This is a genomic window from Zhihengliuella sp. ISTPL4, assembly GCF_002848265.1.
In the GTDB taxonomy this organism is placed as follows: domain Bacteria; phylum Actinomycetota; class Actinomycetes; order Actinomycetales; family Microbacteriaceae; genus Microbacterium.
Genome location: NZ_CP025422.1, coordinates 1,011,788 through 1,033,317, shown reverse-complemented (window position 1 = coordinate 1,033,317; position 21,530 = coordinate 1,011,788). Strand labels below are relative to the sequence as shown.

At 70.4% G+C, this 21,530-nt stretch carries 20 protein-coding genes and 1 tRNA gene; 15 read left to right on the top strand and 6 right to left on the bottom strand.

What is annotated here, in order from left to right; genetic code table 11:
- Window positions 1-2: 2 nt before the first annotated feature.
- Window positions 3-2,837 (bottom strand): FAD-binding and (Fe-S)-binding domain-containing protein, encoded by a 2,835-nt coding sequence (locus CYL12_RS05025; protein ID WP_101846070.1) that lies wholly within the window; start codon window positions 2,835-2,837, stop codon window positions 3-5.
- Between the two features lie 74 nt (window positions 2,838-2,911).
- Between CYL12_RS05025 and CYL12_RS05020 the strand changes: the two genes are divergently transcribed.
- Entirely contained in the window at window positions 2,912-3,574 is a 663-nt protein-coding gene (locus tag CYL12_RS05020) for a GntR family transcriptional regulator (RefSeq protein ID WP_101846068.1), read from the top strand.
- Between the two features lie 2 nt (window positions 3,575-3,576).
- Here the strand turns inward: CYL12_RS05020 and CYL12_RS05015 are convergent, their stop codons facing one another.
- Complete coding sequence (locus CYL12_RS05015; protein WP_101846066.1) at window positions 3,577-4,527, bottom strand: hypothetical protein; 951 nt, start codon at window positions 4,525-4,527, stop codon at window positions 3,577-3,579.
- Between the two features lie 83 nt (window positions 4,528-4,610).
- On the opposite strand from CYL12_RS05015, the gene CYL12_RS05010 reads away from it, so the two are divergent.
- The 3 genes from CYL12_RS05010 to serA all read left to right on the top strand — a co-directional run bounded on the left by CYL12_RS05010 (window position 4,611) and on the right by serA (window position 7,149).
- Complete coding sequence (locus CYL12_RS05010; protein WP_233486836.1) at window positions 4,611-5,081, top strand: hypothetical protein; 471 nt, start codon at window positions 4,611-4,613, stop codon at window positions 5,079-5,081.
- Window positions 5,078-5,413: a hypothetical protein gene (locus tag CYL12_RS05005; RefSeq protein ID WP_101846062.1), complete on the top strand. Its 336-nt coding sequence runs from the start codon at window positions 5,078-5,080 to the stop codon at window positions 5,411-5,413. Before CYL12_RS05010 ends, CYL12_RS05005 begins: the two co-directional genes overlap by 4 nt.
- A gap of 131 nt (window positions 5,414-5,544) precedes the next feature.
- Window positions 5,545-7,149, top strand: coding sequence for a phosphoglycerate dehydrogenase (gene serA / locus CYL12_RS05000; protein WP_071328472.1), 1,605 nt, complete (start codon window positions 5,545-5,547; stop codon window positions 7,147-7,149).
- Window positions 7,150-7,209: 60 nt separating this feature from the next.
- Here serA and CYL12_RS04995 read toward each other — a convergent pair whose 3' ends face one another.
- Window positions 7,210-7,752 (bottom strand): TetR/AcrR family transcriptional regulator, encoded by a 543-nt coding sequence (locus CYL12_RS04995; RefSeq protein WP_101846060.1) that lies wholly within the window; start codon window positions 7,750-7,752, stop codon window positions 7,210-7,212.
- Between the two features lie 95 nt (window positions 7,753-7,847).
- Here CYL12_RS04995 and CYL12_RS04990 point away from each other — a divergent pair, with 95 nt between their 5' ends.
- The 9 genes from CYL12_RS04990 to CYL12_RS04950 all read left to right on the top strand — a co-directional run bounded on the left by CYL12_RS04990 (window position 7,848) and on the right by CYL12_RS04950 (window position 17,464).
- Entirely contained in the window at window positions 7,848-9,383 is a 1,536-nt protein-coding gene (locus tag CYL12_RS04990) for an MFS transporter (RefSeq protein WP_101846058.1), read from the top strand.
- An 82-nt stretch (window positions 9,384-9,465) separates the two neighbouring features.
- Complete coding sequence (locus tag CYL12_RS04985; protein ID WP_101846055.1) at window positions 9,466-10,509, top strand: 3-isopropylmalate dehydrogenase; 1,044 nt, start codon at window positions 9,466-9,468, stop codon at window positions 10,507-10,509.
- A gap of 62 nt (window positions 10,510-10,571) precedes the next feature.
- Window positions 10,572-11,672: a branched-chain amino acid aminotransferase gene (locus tag CYL12_RS04980; RefSeq protein ID WP_062634807.1), complete on the top strand. Its 1,101-nt coding sequence runs from the start codon at window positions 10,572-10,574 to the stop codon at window positions 11,670-11,672.
- A gap of 188 nt (window positions 11,673-11,860) precedes the next feature.
- Window positions 11,861-12,841 carry a hypothetical protein gene (locus tag CYL12_RS04975; protein ID WP_101846052.1) on the top strand — a complete coding sequence of 327 codons (981 nt, stop codon included), beginning with the start codon at window positions 11,861-11,863 and terminating at the stop codon, window positions 12,839-12,841.
- A gap of 116 nt (window positions 12,842-12,957) precedes the next feature.
- Window positions 12,958-13,737 (top strand): fumarylacetoacetate hydrolase family protein, encoded by a 780-nt coding sequence (locus CYL12_RS04970; protein ID WP_101846049.1) that lies wholly within the window; start codon window positions 12,958-12,960, stop codon window positions 13,735-13,737.
- Entirely contained in the window at window positions 13,734-14,993 is a 1,260-nt protein-coding gene (locus CYL12_RS04965; RefSeq protein WP_101846046.1) for an MFS transporter, read from the top strand. Before CYL12_RS04970 ends, CYL12_RS04965 begins: the two co-directional genes overlap by 4 nt.
- A complete protein-coding gene (locus CYL12_RS04960) occupies window positions 14,990-15,754 on the top strand; it encodes a class I SAM-dependent methyltransferase (RefSeq protein ID WP_101846044.1) in 765 nt (254 codons plus the stop codon). Before CYL12_RS04965 ends, CYL12_RS04960 begins: the two co-directional genes overlap by 4 nt.
- A gap of 29 nt (window positions 15,755-15,783) precedes the next feature.
- On the top strand, window positions 15,784-17,289 hold the full coding sequence (gltX, locus tag CYL12_RS04955) for a glutamate--tRNA ligase (RefSeq protein WP_101846042.1): 1,506 nt from the start codon (window positions 15,784-15,786) through the stop codon (window positions 17,287-17,289).
- A gap of 100 nt (window positions 17,290-17,389) precedes the next feature.
- A tRNA-Gln gene (locus tag CYL12_RS04950) sits at window positions 17,390-17,464 on the top strand.
- A 71-nt stretch (window positions 17,465-17,535) separates the two neighbouring features.
- Here the strand turns inward: CYL12_RS04950 and CYL12_RS04945 are convergent.
- Window positions 17,536-17,928 (bottom strand): VOC family protein, encoded by a 393-nt coding sequence (locus CYL12_RS04945; protein ID WP_101846039.1) that lies wholly within the window; start codon window positions 17,926-17,928, stop codon window positions 17,536-17,538.
- Window positions 17,925-18,209, bottom strand: a complete 285-nt coding sequence (locus CYL12_RS04940; protein ID WP_101846037.1) for an ArsR/SmtB family transcription factor — start codon at window positions 18,207-18,209, stop codon at window positions 17,925-17,927. The genes CYL12_RS04945 and CYL12_RS04940 overlap by 4 nt, the downstream gene beginning before the upstream one ends.
- Window positions 18,210-18,300: 91 nt before the next feature.
- Between CYL12_RS04940 and CYL12_RS04935 the strand changes: the two genes are divergently transcribed.
- On the top strand, window positions 18,301-19,182 hold the full coding sequence (locus CYL12_RS04935) for a hypothetical protein (protein ID WP_101846035.1): 882 nt from the start codon (window positions 18,301-18,303) through the stop codon (window positions 19,180-19,182).
- A gap of 73 nt (window positions 19,183-19,255) precedes the next feature.
- Here CYL12_RS04935 and CYL12_RS04930 read toward each other — a convergent pair whose 3' ends face one another.
- Window positions 19,256-20,107, bottom strand: coding sequence for a class II glutamine amidotransferase (locus tag CYL12_RS04930; RefSeq protein WP_101846033.1), 852 nt, complete (start codon window positions 20,105-20,107; stop codon window positions 19,256-19,258).
- Between the two features lie 137 nt (window positions 20,108-20,244).
- Between CYL12_RS04930 and CYL12_RS04925 the strand changes: the two genes are divergently transcribed.
- The gene (locus CYL12_RS04925) at window positions 20,245-21,522 is read left to right on the top strand and encodes an MFS transporter (protein WP_101846031.1); all 1,278 of its coding nucleotides are present in this window, start codon (window positions 20,245-20,247) and stop codon (window positions 21,520-21,522) included.
- Window positions 21,523-21,530 lie beyond the last annotated feature (8 nt).

Below are 21,530 nucleotides of genomic sequence, written 5' to 3'. Positions count from 1 at the left end.
GACTAGGGGCGCGTGCGCTCCTCGAGCACCTCGATCACGTGACGGTAGGGGCGGCCGGTGGCCCGCGTCATACCGATCTCGCACGTGCGGTTGGCCGACACGAAGGCGTCGAATCCGCCGCGGGCGGTATCGGCCGCGGCCACCTCGGCCGATTCCTGGGCGGTCGCGCTCGCGGTGAGCTCGGGGTGCAGCATGCCGCGGTCGCCGGCGAACGCGCAGCATCCCCAGCCGTCGGGCACGAAGACCTCGTCGGCGACCGCCGCGGCGATCGCCGTCAGCGCCCCCGTCGCGCCGAGCGCGGTCGTCGAGCAGGTCGGGTGCACGGCGATCGAGGGGAGCTTCGCCTCGACGGAGAGGCGCGGCAGCACCTCCCGCGCGACGAACGTCGTCGCGTCCTCGATGCGGAGTCCCGCGTACTCAGGATGGGCGGCGACGGCCTGGGTGAGCATCACGTCGAGGCCCTCGGTGCAGGAGGCCGCGTCGCAGACGACCGGGAGCTCACCGTGACGACTGGCATCCCAGAGCGAGGCCAGCACGCGGTCGGACATGAGGCGGTAGCCGTCGAGATGACCCTTGGACTTCCACGGCGTCCCGCAGCAGAGGCCGCCGTTCTCCTCCGGCACCACGACGGGGATGCCGGCGCGATCGAGCAGAGCGCGCAGGGCGTCGCGGGAACCGGGGCCTTCGTCCTCCGGGCCGAACATCGTGCCGATGCAGGCGCCGAAGAAGACGGCCTGTGCGTCGGCAGGCGCGACCGGTCGCGGGGGCGCCGAGCCGCCGCGGGGGAGACCGCCGTCGTACAGCGGCACGGTGTCGGCGCCGAGCACCGCCCGTCCGATCCGCGTCGCACCGCGCACGAGCGGGACGGGAAGAGCGTCCGCGACCGTGAGGGCGACGCCCCCGGCGCGCGTGACGGTGCTCCAGTGCTTCGCCGCCGTTCCCCAGGCGGCACCCTCCACGGCATTCTCCTGCTCGGCGCGGAGGCGGCGGACGAGGTCGCCGGTGTTGATGTCCACCGGACACGCCACGCCGCACATGCCGTCGACCGCGCAGGTCTGCACGCCGTCGTAGTCGTAGTCCGTCCGGAGTTCCCGAAGCAGCGCCGTGTCGCCCTGCTCCTCGGCCCAGGCCATGTCCCGGCGGAGGACGATGCGCTGCCGTGGCGTGAGCGTGATGCTCTTGCTCGGGCACGTCGGTTCGCAGTAGCCGCACTCCACGCAGCGGTCCACCTCCCGCTCGACCGTGGGCACGCGCTTGAGATCCTGGAGGTACGAGTCCGGGTCGTCGGACAGCACGACCCCCGGGTTGAGGATCCCGTCCGGATCGAACAGCCGTTTGATCTCCCACATCATGTCGGTGAGCTCGTCGCCGTACTGCCGTCGCACGAACGGCGCCATGATGCGGCCGGTGCCGTGCTCGGCCTTGAGGGATCCCTCCTGCGCCAGGACGAGCTCGACGAGGTCGTCGGTGAAGCGGCGGTACCGCGCCACGCTCTCGGGGTCGTCGAAGCGCTCGTTGAGCAGGAAGTGGACGTTGCCGTCCTTCGCGTGCCCGAAGATGACGGAGCCCTCGTAGCCGTGCTCAGCGAACAGCTCGATGAGTCGTTCGCAGGTGGCCAGCAGCCGCGGGACGGGGACGACGATGTCTTCGAGGAGGGCGGTCGTGCCGGACGGCCGCGCTCCGGCTACCGCCGTGTAGAGGCCCTTGCGGACGTGCCACAGTGCGGCGCGGTCGCCCGCGTCCGTCGTCAGTCGCGGGACGACGGCGAGCGGGAGGGCATCGAAGTGTGCCTGCGCCGTCGCACTCGCGACGGCGAGGGCCTGGTCGTCCGGGGCATGCACCTCGACGAGCAGCGCGGCGTGGCCCTGCACCTCGATCTCGGAGATCGCGGCGGGGACGTCGCTCAGGCCCTGGGCGACGCGCAGCGAGGCGGCGTCCAGGAGCTCGATCGTCGCGAGTCCGAGCTCCGTGAGAGCGGGGAGCGCGGTCATCGCCGCCGACAGCGTCTCGAAGACGAGCAGACCGGTGGCGATCGCGGGGCGCACCTCGATGGTGCGGAAACGGGCCTCCGCGACGAAGCCGAGGGTCCCTTCCGATCCGATGAGGAGGTGTTCGAGGATCCGCACCGGGTCGTCGAAGTCGAGCAGTGCGTTCAGGCCGTAGCCCATCGTGTTCTTCATCGAGAACTGCTGCCGGAGGAAGGCGACCTTCTCGGGCGAGGCGAGCAGGCGCTCCCGGAGCGACGACAGTCCCGCGAACAGCGCGGGTTCCGCGGCGCGGAGCACGTCCGCGGCATCCGCGCGTCCGGTCTCCAGAATCGTGCCGCTGGGCAGCACGACGACCATCGAGGTGATCGTCTGATACGAGTTCTCCGTGATGCCGCAGGCCATACCGCTGGAGTTGTTCGCGACGACGCCGCCGATCGTGCAGGCGATCTCACTGGCCGGATCCGGTCCGAGCTTGCGGCGGTACCGGGCCAGCCGCGTATTCACCTGCCGGACGGTGGCCCCGGGGCCGACCCGGACCGCAGCACCGTCGTCCTCGATGTGGATGTCGCGGAAGTGGCTGCGCGTGTCGACGAGGATGTCGCCGCTGATTCCCTGTCCGGAGAGGCTGGTGCCGCCGGAGCGGAACGTGAGGGTGCGCCCGGCCGCCCGGACCGCCGTGAACGCGCGGGCGACGCCGTCTGCATCTGCGGGGGACAGCACCGCGTCCGGGACCAGGAGGTAGTGGGAGGCGTCGTGGGCGCGCGCGAACCGGTCGATGGAACGGGCATGGACCTGGGTCTCGGCCCCCAGCAGCGCGGGATCGAGGGGGTGGTCGAGGGTGGTGGGCACGGTGCTCCTCTGCTCCGCTCGAAGATTGTCTGACAAGTGTACTGAACGACGGGCGCCTCACTAGACTGTTCCGCATGACCTCGATCGCAGAGCGCCCCCTCGGCGTGGTCGGCGTGGTCGACGCCGTGACCGGACAGCTGCGCAGCCGGATCCTCTCCGGCGAGATCCGCTCGGGGGAGCCGCTCACCGAGGCGGCCGTCTCCCAGGCCTACGGCGTCGCCCGCCCCAGCGCCAAAGCGGCCATCGAGCAACTGGTGGCCAGTGGGCTGCTCGTGCGGACGGCGCATCGCACGGCGCGCGTGGTCGGCATCGAGGCGGAGACCGTTCGCGACGTCTACCGCACGCGGATCCGGCTGGAGAGCGCGGCACTGCGCGAGCTGGCGGAGAGCGCCGCCGTGCCAGCGGACGCCGTGGCGGCGAACGCCGAGCTGCAGGCGATGGCACCGGGCCCCGATCCCGCGACGGTCGATCCCGACCTCCGTTTCCACACGGCCCTCATCGACGCGCTGGGAAGCGAGCGCACCAGTCGCATGTACCGGAGCGTGCTGGACGAGGTGCGGTTGTGCATGGCGCAGGTGCAGGGGCGGCGTCTCCTCGACGCGGAACTCATCGCCGCGCAGCACGCCGAAATGCTCGAGGCCGTCGCCGCCGGCGACGCGGAGCGCGCGGCCGCGGTGCTGCGTGCCCACCTCGCCTCGGCGGAGGATCGTCTCGTCGAGGCCCTGAGCGCCTCCTGACGTCAGCCTTCGTCGGCGGGGGCGTCCTTGATCTCGATGGGTGCGTCCGTCGGGTCGGCCCAGACCGGAGCAGGCAGAGGCGTATCGACCTGACCGGCCTGGATCGCGCGGAGGGCTTCGGTGATCTCGTCGGCGTTCTCGGGCACCGCGAGGCCGCAAGTGCGCAGCTCGGACGCGAACTGCAGGGTGAGCCGGATCTTCCCCGCCTCGATGGCCTCGGAGGTGGTGCCGGTGCGGATCTCGCTGCCGGTCTGGATCGCGGGCACCTCATCGCAGACGTGATAGACCTTGCCGCCGTCGACCCACACGACCTCATCGGCGCCGAGGAGCTGGATCACGGCCGACTGGTCCGCGGTGTACTGCTCGACGGACGGCGGGGCGAAGCTCGTCCCGACGATCGCGGCGAGGACGGCCAGGACGATGCCGACGATGCCGGCGGTCGCCTTCTGCCCCTTGTCCATGTCTTTGTTCAGGAAGATGAGGACGACCAGGGGGAGGAAGGCGATGACCGCGATGATGGCGCCGAGCTGGTTCTGCAGGAAGAACCGGGTCTTGTCCGCGCGCCGCGCCGGGTCGAGGGTGTTGGCCTTCTTCCACAGGATCGAGCCGATGATCGACAGCGCGGCGATCGCGACCAGCAGGACCAGCAGGGTGATGAACGCCCACTGCGGGAACTGCGCGGTCCCTCCCTGTTCTTCCAGGAGGCCGGTGTCCGGGTCGCGGAGCAGCGCGCCGCCCTCGTCGACGAACTCGCGCTGTCGTAGGAGCCAGAAGATACCGACGGCCTCGCCGATGATCGCGAGCGCCCAGAGGATCGCGGCGATGATGCGGAAGCGGGTGGCGGAGGTCTTGGCCTCCGGGCTCGGCGTCCAGCCCACGGGCGGTTCGCCGGTCGCGGCGCCCGCCTCGACGCGACGCTGCGCGCCGGAAGGCACATCCTTGTTCTCGGCCATGGTCGTCCTTTCCCCCGAAAGTCCTCGGCGACCCCGCCGAGGCATCCCCGAGCCTAGTGGTCGGCGTGTCCTACGCTGGAGAGATGACATCCGATCCCGACGACGCCCTGAGCTGGGAGGGCGACGACAGCGTGGAGCAGCGCCCCCGGGACGCCGCACGGCGTTCCACGCCTGCTCCGGAACCGACGCCGGCCGAGGCCGTCGCGCCCTCGGCGTCCGCGCCCGCGTCGGTGGACGAGGCGACCGCAGCGCCCTCCGGTCTCAGCAACGCGATGCTCGTCCTCGTCGGCGTGGTCGGCGGCGTCTATCTTCTCTACACCGTCGGCTGGATCGCGGGCGGTCTCCGGCTGCAGCCGCTCGCGTCGTTCCTCGTCGCAGATTTCATGTTCCTGCCCTGGTTCGTGCTGGCCATCGCCGCCCCCGCGCTGTGGTTCCTCGCGACGTGGGTGCTGACGCGGGAGCGGGCCTCCTGGATTCGCGTTGCCGTCCTCCTCGCCGGGGTCGTGCTGCTCGTGCCCTGGCCGTTCGTGACGGTGGGGGTGATCGGCTCATGAGCGCTCCGAAGACCCCGTCCGCCGTGGCGACCGGCTCGCCGCGGTGGCTCGTCTGGACGGTCATCGCCCTCGCCGGCCTGTTCTACGCCTACGCGGTGTGGAACGCGGTCGCGCACCTCCTCACCATGGCCCAGACCGGCCTCACCGGCACCGGTTGGGCGACGCTGCTGTTCGGTGTGGTGTTCCCCGTGATCGTGTTCGGGTTCGCTTTCGCGATCGGCCGGCGACGTCGGGTGGGCGAGCTCGCCCTGACATTCCTCGCCGGGCTCGGGATCGTCGCGGTGTTCTGGATGAGCCTGCTCGCGCTGAGTCTGACGCTGCCCAGCGCCTGACCCGGATCCGTCACGCCGTCACACGGCACGGAGCGGTCCCGGCGCTCCGGTAGAGTTGTCGCGATCGCGCCCCCGACGGTGTGCGGCGCATCGGCCCCTCCCGCCTGTCGCGCTGCCCCGAAGGATCCACTGTGCCGAAGCCTGTCGTGCTCATCGCCGAAGTACTCTCTCCCGCCACGATCGAGGCGCTCGGCCCCGACTTCGACGTCCGCCACGTCGACGGCACCGATCGCGAGGCGCTCTTCGCCGCTCTCGCCGACTCGGACGCGGTACTCATCCGCTCGGCGACTCGCATCGACGAGGAGGCGCTGTCGCACGCGCCGAAGCTCAAGGTCGTCGCGCGGGCCGGTGTCGGCCTCGACAACGTCGACATCAAGGCCGCGACCGCCGCCGGCGTCATGGTCGTCAACGCGCCGACGTCGAACATCGTCTCCGCCGCCGAGCTGACGGTCGGCCACATCCTCAGCCTCGCCCGCCGCATCCCGGCCGCACACGCCTCGCTGTCGGCCGGACAGTGGAAGCGCAGCTCCTTCACCGGCGCCGAGCTCTTCGAGAAGACCGTCGGCATCGTCGGCCTCGGCCGGATCGGCGCCCTCGTCGCCGCCCGCCTGGCCGCCTTCGACATGCGCGTCGTCGCGTACGACCCGTACGTCACCTCCGCGCGCGCCCAGCAGCTCGGTGTGCAGCTCCTCTCGCTCGACGAGCTCGTCGCCGAGGCCGACTTCCTCACGATTCACATGCCCAAGACCCCGGAGACGACGGGCATGATCGGCGCCGAGCAGTTCGCCGCCATGAAGCCGACCGCCTTCGTCGTGAACGTCGCCCGTGGCGGACTCATCGACGAGGAGGCGCTGCACGAGGCGCTCGTCGCCGGTGAGATCGCCGGTGCGGGTCTGGACGTCTTCACCTCCGAGCCCCCGGCCGAGGGCGGCAGCGCCCGCGCGCTGCTCGACCTCCCGAACGTCGTCGTCACCCCGCACCTCGGTGCGAGCACGGAAGAAGCGCAGGAGAAGGCCGGCGTCTCGGTCGCGCGCTCGGTGCGGCTCGCGCTCGGCGGCGACCTCGTCCCCGACGCGGTCAACGTCGCGGGCGGCGTCATCGACCCGTACGTGCGCCCCGGCATCTCGCTCGTGGAGAAGCTCGGCCAGATCTTCGCCGCGTTGGCCACGTCGCCGCTCACCAGCCTCGACGTCGAGGTGCACGGCGAGCTCAACGACTACGACGTGAGCGTGCTCAAGCTCGCCGCCCTCAAGGGCGTCTTCACGAACATCGTGAGCGAGACCGTGTCGTACGTGAACGCTCCTCTCCTGGCGGAGCAGCGCGGCATCGCGGTGCGCCTGCTCAAGGACGACGTGAGTGAGGAGTACCGCAACGTCATCACCCTCACGGGGGCGCTGTCCGACGGATCGCAGCTCTCGGTGTCCGGCACCCTGACCGGACCGAAGCAGGCCGAGAAGCTCGTCGGCATCAACGACCACGCCCTGGAACTGCCGATCGAGAAGCACCACGTCGTGATGCTCTACACCGACCGGCCCGGCATCGTGGCCGTGTACGGGCAGAAGTTCGGCGAGGCCGGGATCAACATCGCGGGCATGCAGATCTCGCGGCTCGCGGCGGGCGACCAGGCCCTCAGCGTGCTGACCCTCGACTCGCCCGTCTCCGAGGAGCTGCTGGACGACGTGCGCGGCGCCATCGACGCCGACCTCTTCCGTCAGATCGAGATCACCGAGGTCTGACACCGCAGAGCGGGGAGAAGGGCGGGAGCGCGATGCTCCCGCCCTTCTCCGTGTCCGGCGTCAGGCGGTGGCGCGCAGCACGAGCGCGATGAGGTCGGCGAGTTCGTCGCTCCGCGGGACCAGGCGCTCCGGGCCGTGCACGTCGAGCGAGTTGTTGAAGTAGAGGCCGTCGCTGACGAGCATCACCAGGTCGAGGCTGGCGGTGTCGCGGACGTGCGGACGGATCGTCTCCGCCCAGCGACGCCGGGTCTCCCGGAGCATGTCGGACGCGGCGGTCGAGCCGCCCTGGGCCAGCCGGGTCGTGGCGATGAGCGCCCGATCGAGCGCGTCGTCCTCCATCACCGAGGTGCGCACGTAGTAGGCGACGGGGCCCTCCTCGGCCGTGCGCATCCGCTCCAGATCCAGGGTCGTCAGGTGGTCGAGGCGCTCCAGGAGCCCGGCCTCGAGGTCATCCTTCGAGCGGAAGTGGTAGAGCAGGCCGCCCTTCGACACGCCGGCGGCCTTGGCCGTCGCCTCGAGCGTCGCGGCGCGTTCGCCGTCGTCGATGAGGATCGCCTCGAAGGCGTCGAGGACCTTCTCACGGGCGAGGGGAGGGCGGGGCATCGTTCATCCTCTGTGCGGAAGCGGGCGGGCTGCATCTGTTACTATACCAGCCGGACGGTTTAGTAACGAGCGTTCGCAGGAAGGAAAGGTGTTCCATGACCCGTACTGCGTCGATCCCGACGACAGAGACGGAAGCTCCCCGCGTCGGGGCTCGGGGATGGGCGGCACTCGTCGTCCTCATGCTCCCGGTGCTCCTGGTCTCGGTGGACAACACGGTGCTGAGCTTCGCTCTGCCCGAGATCTCGATCTCGCTCGCGCCGAGCGGGGCAGAGCAGCTCTGGATCATCGACGTCTATCCGCTCGTGCTCGCCGGACTCCTGGTGACCATGGGGACGCTGGGCGACCGCTTCGGCCGCCGCCGCCTGCTCCTCATCGGCGCCACCGGGTTCGCCGTGGTCTCCGCGTTGGCCGCCTTCGCGCCGACCGCGGGCCTTCTCATCGCCGCCCGCGCCCTGCTCGGCTTCTTCGGCGCCATGCTGATGCCGTCGACGCTGTCGCTGCTGCGGTCGATCTTCCAGAACCGCGACCAGCGCCGCATGGCCATCGCCGTCTGGGCGTCCGCGTTCTCCGCCGGCTCCGCGCTCGGGCCGATCGTCGGCGGCTTCCTCCTCGAGCACTTCGCGTGGGGCTCGGTCTTCCTCATCGCCGTGCCCGTCCTCATCCCACTGCTCATCGCCGCGCCGCTACTCGTGCCGGAGAGCCGCGACCCGAACCCGGGCCGCATCGACCCGCTCAGCATCGCCCTCTCGATGGCGGCGATGATCCCGGTCGTCTACGCGATCAAGTCGTTCGCGGTCGACGGTCCGTCGCTGTACGCCGGGGGATGGGCGCTGCTCGGCCTCGTGATGGGGACGCTGTTCGTGCGCCGTCAGCTCCGCGCCGACACCCCGATGCTCGACATGGCGCTGTTCCGCCGCGGGTCGTTCTCGGGTGCGATCCTGGTGAACCTGCTCAGCGTCGTGGCCCTCGTCGGGTTCCTCTACTTCGTCTCGCAGCACCTGCAGCTCGTGCTGGGGCTCTCGCCGATGGTCGCGGGCCTCGCGCTCGTGCCCGGGATGGCGGCCATGATCGTCGCCGGACTCACCGTGGTGCCGATCTCGCGGCGGGTTCCGCCGCACCTGCTCATCCCAGCGGCGCTGGTGTTCTCCGTCGCGGGGTACCTCATCGTCGCCTTCACGACGCACGAGCACGGCGTGGCACCGCTCATCCTCGCCTTCGTCGTCCTCGGCATCGGCATCGGTGCGGCCGAGACCATCTCGAACGAGCTCATCCTCTCCAGCGCCCCCGCTGCGAAGGCCGGTGCCGCGAGCGCGGTGTCCGAGACGGCGTACGAGCTCGGCGCCGTGCTGGGGACCGCGATCCTCGGCGGCATCATCACCGCGTTCTACCGCGGCGCGCTGGTGCTGCCCGAGGGGCTTCCGGCCGAGGTGGCCCGCGCTGCGCAGGAGACGCTGGCCGGCGCGTACACCGCCGCCCACGAGCTCCCGGCCGCGCTCGGCGACGCCCTGTGGCAGGCGGCGGCCGACGCGTTCGGCTCGGGAGTCACGGTCACGTCGCTCATCGGTGCGGGCCTCGTCGTCATCGCGGCGGTCATCGCGGCCGTCACACTGCGCAAGGCACCCACGCACTGACCACTACGCTGGGGGGACCGGCCCGTTCGACCCGCGGTCGCGCCGCGGCCGGTCCACCCCCGTGCAGTGCGCAAGGAGTCTCATGTCGCGTGTCGTGAAGCTGGCCGTCATCCCGGGTGACGGCATCGGTCCCGAGGTCATCGCCGAGGCGGAGAAGGTGCTCGACGCCGTCACCGCCGACAGCGCCGTGACGTTCGACAAGACCCGCTTCTCGCTCGGTGCCGGCCGGTACCTCGAGACCGGCGACACGCTCACCGACGACGACCTCGCCGCGATCTCCGCGCACGACGCGATCCTCCTCGGTGCGGTCGGCGGCACGCCGGGCGACCCGCGGCTGAAGGACGCGAACATCGAGCGCGGACTGCTGCTGAAGCTCCGGTTCACGCTCGACCACTACGTGAATCTGCGCCCCTCGAAGCTCTTCGCCGGAGCGCCCGGTCCACTGTCGGAGCCGGGGGAGGTCGACTTCGTCGTGGTCCGTGAAGGGACGGAAGGGCCCTACGTCGGCAACGGCGGAGCGATCCGGAAAGGGACGCCCCAGGAGGTGGCGAACGAGACCTCCGTCAACACCGCCTTCGGCGTCGAGCGGGTCGTCCGCTACGCCTTCGCTCTCGCCGAGCGCCGCCGTCAGAAGCTCACGCTCGTGCACAAGACCAATGTGCTCGTGCACGCCGGTGCGATCTGGCAGCGCATCGTGAACGAGATCGCCGCCGAGCACCCCGACGTCGCCGTCGACTACCTGCACGTCGACGCCGCCACCATCTTCCTGGTCACCGATCCCTCGCGCTTCGACGTGATCGTGACGGACAACCTCTTCGGTGACATCCTCACCGACCTCGCCGGCGCCGTCACGGGCGGCATCGGCCTCGCCGCCTCGGGGAACATCAACCCCGATGGCGCCTTCCCGTCGATGTTCGAGCCCGTGCACGGCTCGGCTCCGGACATCGCGGGTCAGCAGAAGGCCGACCCGACCGCCGCGATCCTCTCCATCGCGCTGCTGCTCGACCACCTCGGCCTGACGGCCGAGTCGGCGCGTGTGAGCGCCGCGGTCGAGGCGGACATCGCCGCGCGCAGCGGTGCCCGCACCACCGCGGAGATCGGCTCCGCGATCACTGCCCGTCTCTGAACGGCGGGCGTAGGCTGACAGGGCGCGAGGATGCGCCCGCCCCACGAGGATTGGATGACGACATGACGACGATCGACGCCGAGACGAGCGTGGCTCCCCTGGAGTTCGCCGTGACGAAGAACCTGAACGCGGCCTCGCCGGCACGCGTCGCCGAAGTGCTGGAGAACCCCGGTTTCGGGGTCGTCTTCACCGACCACATGGTCGACATCTGCTGGTCGGCCAAGGGCGGCTGGCACCGTCCGCGCGTGCAGCCCTACGGCCCGATCCCGCTCGACCCCGCGGCGTCGGTGCTGCACTACGCGCAGGAGATCTTCGAGGGCATCAAGGCCTACCGGCACGCGGACGGTTCGATCCACACGTTCCGTCCCGACCGTAACGCCGCCCGCCTGCAGGCGAGCGCCCGCCGCCTCGCGCTGCCGGAGCTCCCGACCGAGTACTTCATCCAGTCGCTCCGCGAACTCATCGCCGTCGACGGCCGCTGGGTGCCCTCCGGTGCTGACCAGAGCCTGTACCTGCGGCCGTTCATGTTCGCCAAGGAGGCCTTCCTCGGCGTGCGGGCGGCGCAGAAGGTCGCCTACTACGTGATCGCGAGCCCCGCCGGCGCCTACTTCACGGGAGGCGTGAAGCCCGTGCGGATCTGGCTCTCCGAGGACTACGCCCGCGCGGGACGTGGCGGCACGGGCAAGGCGAAGACGGGTGGCAACTACGCGTCCAGCCTCCTGCCGCAGGCCGAGGCCAGCGCGAAGGGCTGCGACCAGGTCGTCTTCCTCAACGAGAACCGCGATGTGGAGGAGCTCGGCGGCATGAACGTCGTGTTCGTCTTCAAGGACGGCCGTGTCGTCACGCCGGAGTCGGACAGCATCCTCGAGGGCATCACGCGTGACTCGCTGCTGCAGCTCGCCGAGGATCGCGGGTACACGGTCGAGAAGCGTCCGATCTCGATCGACGAGTGGCGCGAGGGTGTGGCCTCCGGCGACATCGTCGAGGTGTTCGCCTGTGGCACGGCCGCGGTCGTGACCCCGATCGGCGCGCTCGTGGGTGAGGGCTTCGACGAGCCGCAGCCCCTGGGCGAGCTGGCGCTGTCGCTCCGCGAAGAGCTCACCGACATCCAGTACGGGCGCCGCGAGGACAAGCACGGCTGGCTCCTCCGCCTCGACGCCTGATTCCATTCCCCGAGACCCCGCCTTCCCGCCGACACCCCGCCGTGTCGACGCGTGGAAGGCGGGGTCTCGGCGTGTACCCGGGGTCTCGCACGCTGGGATGGTTCCTGCACAATGCGGGGGGACGTGGGGGAGAGGAGTCGGGGTGTGGAGAACGAGGGGGGAGGGAGTATGCGGGGGAGAGTGAGGGGATGTCGCGGCGCTTCTCGTTCTCCGAAGCCTGGGATCTCGTGCGGTCGCGGGAGGAGATTCTCGACACGGGGATCACGGAGCGGGAGCTGGCGGCGGCGGTGGCGCACGGCAGGCTGCGACGGGTGCACCGTGGGGCGTTTGTGGACGCGCATGTCTGGGACGAGCTGTGGCCAGAGGGAAGACAGCTCGTGCGGGTCTGCGCCGTCCGCAGAGCGAGTGCCGGCGGCGGTCCGGTGTTCTCGCACCTCTCCGCGGCGGCGCTTTGGGGGCTGCCGCTCGTGGGGCCGATCCGGGACGATGTGCACACCGCGATCCGGAGCCGTCGACACACCAGGACCGAGGCCGGGGTCGTCCGACACCAGATGGCCCTTGACGAGGGCGATATCGTCTGGCGGCATGGACTCCGGTGCACGTCGCTGACCCGTACCGTGTTCGATCTCGCCTGGTTGCTGCGTCCCGAGAGCGTCGTCGCGGCCGGGGATGCGGCCCTCCGGATGGTCTCGATCGACGGACACGAGGTCGACCACGATGAGGTCGACGCCTGGCGGGCCGAGGTCGACCGACTATGCGCGCCCGGGCTTCGGGGCGTGCGGCGCGCACGGTGGATCGGAGCCTTCGCGGATGGACGGGCGCAGCTCCCGGGCGAGAGCGTGAGTCGCCTTCAGCTCCACCGACTCGGCTTCCGGGACATCGGTCTGCAGATCCCCGTCGTCGGCTCCGACGGCGCGCGGTACTTCGCCGACTTCGGGTTCCCGCGGTCCCGGGCCTTCGGGGAGTTCGACGGGGAGGACAAGTACCGGGATGCGGAGCTGCGGACGATGCCCACGGCGGCCGATGCGGTGATGGCGGAGAAGCACCGCGAGGACGAGATCCGCGGGGTTACGGGGTGGCGGGTGGTGCGCTGGGGTTCCCGACACATCCGCACCCCCGAGGACCTCGGGCGACGGCTCGCCGCGTTCGGCATCCATCCGCCCGGCTGAGGTCTGTCGAGCCCCCGGGCTCCCGTCGAGACCCCGCCTCGCCTCCGCACGTGAGCCGGGGTGTCGGCGACAAAGCGGGGTCTCGGCGACGAAGAGGGGGGATCTAGGCTGGAGGCATGAAGATCGCCCGGTTCAGCCACGACGACGCCATCATGTACGGGATCATCGACGACCGCGAGCTCGTGGTCCTCGCCGGGGATCCGATGTTCTCCGGGTACGAGACCACCGGCGCGCGCGTCCCGCTGACCGAGGTCACGCTGCTCGCGCCCGTCATCCCGCGCTCCAAGGTCGTGTGCGTCGGCAAGAACTACCACGATCACGCGGCCGAGATGGGGGGAGTGGCCCCCGAGGAGCCGCTGCTTTTCCTCAAGCCGAACACCGCCGTGATCGGCCCGGACGACGCGATCGTGCGTCCCACGGCGCTGTCCGAGCGGACGGAGTACGAGGGCGAGCTCGTGGTCGTGATCGGGCGGATCGCCAAGAACGTGAAAGCGGAGAATGCTCTCGACCACGTGCTCGGCTACACGATCGGCAACGACGTCACGGCGCGCGACCTCCAGCGCAAGGACGGGCAGTGGTCGCGGGCGAAGGGATTCGACACATTCTGCCCGCTCGGTCCCGTGATCGAGACGGACTTCGACCCGGCGCAGGCCACGATCGAGACGCGGGTGAACGGCGAAGTCCGGCAGCATGCGCCGCTCACCGACATGATCCACTCGGTCGCCGCGATCATCGAGTACGCCTCCGCGGTGTTCACACTCCTCCCGGGCGACGTCATCATGACGGGGACCCCCGCCGGCGTGGGCACCTTCGAGGCGGGTGACACGGTCGAGGTCGAGATCTCCGGCCTGGGCATCCTGCGCAACACCGCCCGCGACGCCGCTCCCGCGTCATGACCGAGGTCGCCCTCACGGCGACGCAGCAGCAGGCGGTCCAGCGTCGCACCGTGCTCGTGCTGTCGCTGGGTCAGGTGCTGGGCGGCATCGCGTTCGGAGCGACCGTGTCGCTCGGTGCGCTGCTCGCCGCGGACATCTCCGGCAGCGACGCGCTCTCCGGGCTCGCGACGGCCTCGGTGACCCTGGGGGCCGCTCTCTGCGCGATCCCGCTCGCACGGATGGCTGCCCGACTCGGGCGTCGCCGCGCCCTCACGCTCGGCAACCTCTTCGCCCTCGTCGGGATCGCCGTGGTGATCCTCGCGGCGTCGGTGCGCATCTTCCCGCTCCTGCTCGTCGGCATCCTGCTGATCGGCGCGGGGAACGCGGGCAATCTGCAATCCCGGTTCGCGGCGACGGATCTCGCGGCGCCGCAGCACCGTGGGCGAGATCTCTCGATCGTCGTCTGGTCGACCACCATCGGCGGCGTGGCGGGTCCGCTGCTGCTCGGCCCTGGGGAGATCGTCGGGCAGGCGATCGGCATGCCCCCGCAGACGGGTTCCTACGTGTTCTCGTTCGTCGCCCAGTGCGCGGCGCTCGCGCTCTACCTCGTCGCCCTCCGCCCGGATCCGCTGCTCGCCGCGCAGCGACTCGCTCAGGCGGCGGCGGCCACCACGAGCGCCGTTGTGGCGGACCGGCCGCGCGTCGCGCGCTATGCGATCTTCGCGATCGCGGGGTCGCACGTGGTGATGGCGTCCGTCATGGCGATGACGCCCGTGCATCTGTCCCATATGGCCCACGGCGCCCACGGCGCGGCAGCGACACCGGCCGACGTCTCGGCGCTCGTCGGCATCACCATCGCGCTGCACGTCGGCGGCATGTACGCCCTCTCCCCGGTGTTCGGCGTGCTGGCCGACCGCTGGGGGCGGCTGCGCGTCGTGCTGCTCGGGCAGGCTCTGCTCGGCGGTGCCCTCGCCTTCGCCGTCTTCGCGGGCACCGAGGCCTGGGGCGTCATGGTCGCGCTCATCCTCCTCGGCCTCGGCTGGAGCGCCGCGACGGTCGCCGGTGCCGCGTTGCTCACCGAGGCTTCCGCGCCCGAGGTGCGCACGCGGCGGCAGGGACGCAGCGACTCTCTGATGAGCCTGTCGGCCGCCGCCGGGTCGGTCCTCGCCGGCATCGTGCTGTCGAACTTCCAGTACGCCGGGCTCGGCATCGCGGCCTCCGTGCTGGTCCTCGCGATCGTGGCGCTGTCCCCGCTCGCTCGGAGCCGCGCGCGGTGAAGGCCTGGGACGGCGTCGGGGAGGCGTATGCCGCCTCGTATGCAGCGCTGTGTGCGGGCACGTTCGACGTTCTCTCCGCCGCACTCGGCCCGGCGGAGGGGCGCAGCCTCGTCGACGTCGGCGCGGGGGACGGCCGCCTCGCGTCCCGCTTGGCACACCGGGGGTGGGACGTCACGGCCTGCGAGCCGGAGCCGACGATGCGTGCTGTCGCCCGCCGGGAGCATCCGACGCTGCGCATCGTCGACGGCGGCCTGCCGGCCCTGCCGTTCGCCGATCGCTCGGTCGACGCCGTCGTGGCGAACTTCGTGCTGAACCACGTCTCCTCCCCGCGCACCGCCGCCCGCGAGCTGAGCCGCGTCGCGCGGGGACCGGTCGCCGTGACGACCTGGACCCGTTCCCCCTCGTGGTTCTGGACCGAGGTCGTCGAGCGTGCGGAGCTGCGGCCGTATGCGGGGCCGAGGCTTCCGGCCGAGGAGGACTTCGTACGCACCGCGGACGGCTTCGCGGCCATGCTCGCCGAGGCCGGACTCGCGGAGGTCACCGTCACCGAGCACAGCTGGACATGGGAGGCCGACCCCGACTCGCTGTGGGTCTCCGTCGAGGGCGGCGTGGCCGGCGCGGGAGCCCAGTACGCCGCGCTCTCCTCGGCCGAGCGAGCCGGGTTCCGCGCGGGGTTCGAGGAGACGGTCGCGGCGCACCGGGTGGGAACGGTGCTGCCGCTGGAGCACCGCGCGGCGGTGGCGGTCTCGCGCCGAGGCTGACCTGCCCGCACCCGTAGAATCGAAGGGCTATGGCTACTCCGCACCCCCTCACCACGACCGCCAGCGGCGCCGACGTCCGCGTCCGCTTCTGCCCCTCTCCGACGGGGCTGCCGCACGTCGGCATGGTCCGCACGGCTCTGTACAACTGGGCCTATGCCCGTCACAACGGCGGGAAGATGGTGTTCCGCATCGAGGACACCGACGCCGCGCGCGACAGCGAGGAGAGCTTCCGCCAGCTCGTGGACGCGCTCACCTGGCTCAAGATCGACTGGGACGAGGGTGTCGAGGTCGGCGGCCCGCACGCCCCGTACCGGCAGTCCGAGCGGCACGACATCTACCGTGAGGTCATCGACAAGCTCCTCGCGACGGGTGCGCTCTACGAGAGCTACTCGACGGCGGAGGAGATCGACGCCCGCAACGAGGCCAACGGCCGGGCGAAGCAGCTCGGCTACGACAACTTCGACCGCGACCTGACGGACGAGCAGAAGGCGGCCTTCCGCGCCGAGGGTCGGCAGCCCGCCCTCCGCCTGCGCGTGCCGGACGAGGACCTCACGTACGTCGACCTCATCCGCGGCGAGGTCACCTTCCCCGCCGGCTCCTTCCCGGACTTCGTCGTCGTGCGCCCCAACGGCGTGCCGCTGTACACCTTCGTGAACCCCGTCGACGACGCGCTCATGGGCATCACGCACGTGCTGCGCGGCGAAGACCTCATGCCGTCCACGGCGCGCCAGCTCTCGCTCTACGCGGCGCTGATCGATGCGGGCGTCACGACGTTCGTCCCGCGGTTCGCCCACATGCCGCTCGTGCTGGGGGAGACCGGCAACAAGAAGCTCTCCAAGCGCGACCCGCAGGCCGATCTGTTCCTGCACCGCGAGCGCGGCTTCATCCACGAGGGGCTGCTGAACTACCTCGCGCTCCTCGGCTGGTCGATCGGGCCGGACCGCGATGTGTTCTCGCTCGACGAGTTCATCGCTGCGTTCGACATCGAGAACGTCAACCCGAACCCCGCCCGCTTCGACCAGAAGAAGGCGGAGTCGATCAACGGCGACCACATCCGGATGCTCGACGTGAAGGACTTCGCCGAGCGCACGGTGCCGTACCTCGCCGCGGCCGGCCTGTTCGACGAGCCGACCCACGAGCAGCTCGTCCTCGCCTTCCGCGCGGCGCCGCTGGTGCAGGAGCGGGTGCAGCTGCTGGGCGAGGTGCCTGGCATGCTCGGCTTCCTGTTCCGCGACGAAGTGGCGTACGACGCCGATGCGCTCAAGGGGCTGCCGGCCAATGCTGCCGAGGTGCTGGATGCCTGTGTGGCCGCCCTGGAGCCGGTGACGGACTTCACTCCGGAGAAGATCCAGGAGGCGCTGTCGACGGCGCTCGTGGAGAACCTCGAACTCAAGCCGCGCGTCGCCTACGGGCCGCCGCGTGTGGCCATCACCGGACGCCGTGTCTCGCCACCGCTGTTCGAGTCGATGGAGCTGCTCGGCAAGGACGAGTCGCTGCGCCGCCTGCGTGCGCTGTCGGCGTTCCTCGCGAACTGATCCGCGACGCGCCCGAGCGGCGACACGGCACCGGCTGTTTTGGTGATCGGTCGCCGCTCGGGTAAGCTTGACTCTCGGTGCGAGGCTCCGGTTTCGCCCTTGGGGTATGGTGTAATTGGCAACACGGCTGATTCTGGTTCAGTTGTTCTTGGTTCGAGTCCAGGTACCCCAGCCAGTCAGAGAAGGCCCGGAAACACGGAGAGAATCCGTGCTCCGGGCCTCTGTCGTTCTCCGGCGGGACTCGCCTCAGGCCGGACTGGCGAGCTGGATGAGGTTGCCGCAGGTGTCGTCGAGGATCGCGGTGCGGACCGGACCGTTCGCGGTCGGCGGCTGGACGAAAACGACGCCCTGGTCGCTGAGCTCCCTATGGGCCTCGTCGACGTCATCCACCGCGAAGGACGCTGCCGGAATGCCCTGCTCGGCGAGGGCCTTCGTGTATGCCTGCGCAGCAGGGTTCTCATCCGGTTCGAGGAGCAGCTCGACGCCGTCCGGCTGTTGCGCGCCGACGACGGTGAGCCAGCGGTACTCGCCCACCGGCACATCCGTCTTCGGAACGAACCCGAGTTTCTCCGTATAGAAAGACAGCGCCTTCGCCTGATCGTCCACGAACACGCTCATCACCTGCAGCCGTGCCTTCATCGGTCTCCATCCTCTCGATCGGTCGGCCACCTGCGCGGGATCTCGCGCAGGGGTTCCGTGCGGATGTGATGCACCTTGGTCCGCCCCGCCCGCGCGGACCGCACGAGACCGGCCTCTTCGAGCACGGTCAGGTGCTGCGAGATCGCCTGCCGAGACGAGCTGACGCCCGACCCGGCGAGGGTGGTGCACAAGTCGAACAGGGTCCTGCCGTCGCGTTCCACGAGTAGATCGAGGATCGCGCGGCGGGTCGGGTCGGCCAGCGCTCGGTACACATCCGTCACAGCGACGACGATAGGCAAGTGAAGACTTGCATGTCAAGGGTGACGGCAGCCCGAGGAACGATCCGCATCTCCCACTCCGTACGCTGGAGACATGGGATTCCGCACGACCATCCGCCGCCTGAACGACGCGAACAGCATCACGCACGGGGTGGTGGCCACCGCCCTCACGGCCGGCCTCGCAGCCGTCGAACCACGCCGGCTCACGACCGGACGCCGTGTGGTCTACCGGAGCGCCATCGCCGCGCTGACGGCGTGGACAGTGTGGGCGAGTCTCCGGCCCGCCGACGAGCCGGACTTCCTCGGCCCGATCGGCCGCGGCGCTGTCGCCGCCGGTGCGGGTGGCACCGCGTTCGGGCTCGCCGAAGCCGGGGAGGCTCTCGACGCGCGTCTCCGGGACGGCCTCGGCCGCGCCGGCGCGCGCCGCCCCCGGCTGTGGCTCGTCGCCGGACAGGCCATCCTTTCGCTCGGGTCGTGGTGGGTCGGCCGGCAGAGCGCGCGAGTCTCCGCCGCGGAGGACTCAGAAGACGCCGCGACGGCTGACCTCGTCGAAATCCCCACGGAGCTGCGCGCCCTCGCCGAGCTCCTGCTCTCCGCGACGGATGACCACGGCGCTCCGGCGCTGCGTGCGCAGCTCGCTGAAGCTCGACTGGTGCGCGACGCTCCCGAGGAACCGTTCTGGCCCTGGGTGAGCATGGAGACGGCCTCCGAAGGGCCGCGGGCCGTGCCCGGGACCGCGACCTTCCCGGTGCTCGGCCGGTTCCGCGCGCTCGACGACCGTACGTTCGACGTCCGTCTCCGTGTCGAGGGTGGGCGCATCGACGGCCTTCACGTCGACGAGGGCGCTGACTGGACGGCCGACGAGCGGGCGCGCTGGGATGAGGCGGAGCGCGACCTGAGCGCACTGGGGGTCTGGCCGACGGCGGACGCGATCGACCTCTTCATCGAGACCCCCGACGGTTACCGATCCATGTGACAGTCGAACGCCCGGGACGCGGCGACGCGCCCGAGCGGCAGGCCACCGCTCTCCCAGGCGGCTCTCAGAGCGCTCACGCGGCTTCGAGGAACGGCTCGTACCGATAGCCCGCCTCATCGAGGACTGACACCGTCGATTCGGGCACCTCTTGGAACGCACCGGGCAGATCGTTCAGCGGCTCGGAGACGATCACGTGCGCCCGGCGACCGAAGACGCGGAGGCGTTCGGCATCGGGGTACATCCGACGGAGCGTCTCGATGTCCGTGGAGTGGAAGAGGGACCGGGAACGTCCGGCGGTCGAGTAGCGGAACGCCCACACGGTGGTGCCCTCGGAGACCGCGAACGTTCCCTGCACCGGGAAGCGGACGCCATGCTCGCGCCCCACTCGCTCGGCCTCCCGGATGGCCGCTCGCATCCCCGCGATCGGATCGTCCTGCAGGCCGAGAGTCAGAGCGAGGTAGAACAGCACCTCGGAGTCGGTGGTGCCCTGGATTTCGGGGTAGAGCGATGGGTCGACGGCCAGAGTGAGGTCGCGTTTCACGGTCAGGAAATCCGCCAGGCCGCCATTGTGCATGAAGAGCCAGTTCGCGTGCCGGAACGGGTGGCAGTTGGTCTGCTGAACCGGTGGCCCGGCGGCGGCTCTCACGTGGCTGAAGAACAGCGGGCTGCGGATCGTGCGGGAGATCTCGCGGAGGTTCAGATCGTTCCACGCGGGCTCCATGCTGCGGAACAGCGCGGGCTTCGGTGGCGTTCCTTGTTCGTCCGGGTTCGACACGGGGTACCAGCCGAGGCCGAACCCGTCCCCGTTCACGGTCTCCGCCCCGAGCGGTGAATCCAGGGACTGCGCCACGAGGGAATGTCTCGCATCGAGGATCACTTCCGACGGGTGCAGCGGTTCTCCCACGTACGCCAGCCATCGACACATGGCGACACCCCATCCCGGACCCGTTCGCGTCCTTTCCCGACCATACGCGTGATCCCCCTGTTCGGTCGACGGTGTGTGGAGAGGCTCCCCGGTCATCCGATGTCCCCTGTTCCTGGAACAATGACGAGGTGATCGGTATGAAGTCCTTCTGGAACGCCTTGCCCACCGAGGGCCGCTGGCTGCTGTCCACTGTGGCGATCCAGACCCTCGGGCGCGGGATGACGCTGCCGTTCACGATCATCTACCTCCACGAGGTCCGCGGATTCGACCTCGGGTTCTCCGGTGCCCTCATGAGCCTCATCGCGATCACCGGGCTGGTCGTCACCGGCCCGGGCGGCACGCTCATCGATCGGTTCGGTGCACGCCGGGTGTTGATCGTGGGTCTGCTGTCCATGATCGCGGGCTGCACGCTGCTCGCCTATGCGACCCATCCCGCCGTCGCGACCATCGCGGTGGTGCTGATCGGCGTCAACTTCGGGGTGTCCTGGCCTGGCTTCAACGCACTGATCGCCTCGGTGGTCGACGGCGAAGTCCGTCAGCAGTACTTCGGCGTGAATTTCGCCCTCGTCAATCTCGGCATCGGGGTGGGCGGCATCATCGGCGGGTTCTTCGTCGACGTGACGGAGCCGTCGACCTTCACGACGATCTTCCTCATCGACGCGGCCACGAGCCTCATCCCGCTCGCCCTGCTGCTGGGACCGCTCCGACATGTCCGCACCCAGGCGGACCCCGACCCGGCGGTCACCACCGAGGACGGCTACCGGGAGATCCTCCGCCGCCCGGCGGTGCTCTGGATGACGTTGCTGACCTTCTTCTCCGTCTTCATCGGCTACGGACAGATCGAGGCGGGTTTCCCCGCCTACGCCCGTCAGATCGCCCAGGTCTCGACCGCCGTCGTCGGTATCTCGTTCGCGGTCAACACGGCCGTCATCGTGCTGCTGCAGTTCGCCGTCCTCCGCCTCATCAAGGGCCGCCGGCGCACCAGGGTGATGCAGATCATGGCGCTCATCTGGGCCGTCTCCTGGGTGATGCTCGGGGCCGCGGGCCTGCTTCCCGACTCGATCACCGCCGCGATCGCGGTGATCGCGTTCATGGGTGTCTTCGCTTTCGGGGAGACCATGATGCAGCCGACCATCCCCGCGATCTACAACGACCTCGCGAGCGACCGCAGCCGCGGGCGCTACAACGCCCTCAACTCCGCGGCCTTCCAGGGCGGGGCGATCCTCGGCCCGCTCGTCGCGGGCGTGCTCCTCGGCGTCGGCGTCAGCGGGTGGTTCATCGCGGTGATGGTGGCGGGCAGTCTCGCCGTCGGGGTGCTCGCGATCGTCCTGGAGCGGGTGCTCCCCGCGGCGGCCAACGGTAGCGGTGCCGAGGTCCATCGAACGGACGAGGTCGAACGGACACCGCCGGTCTAGGCTCCGAG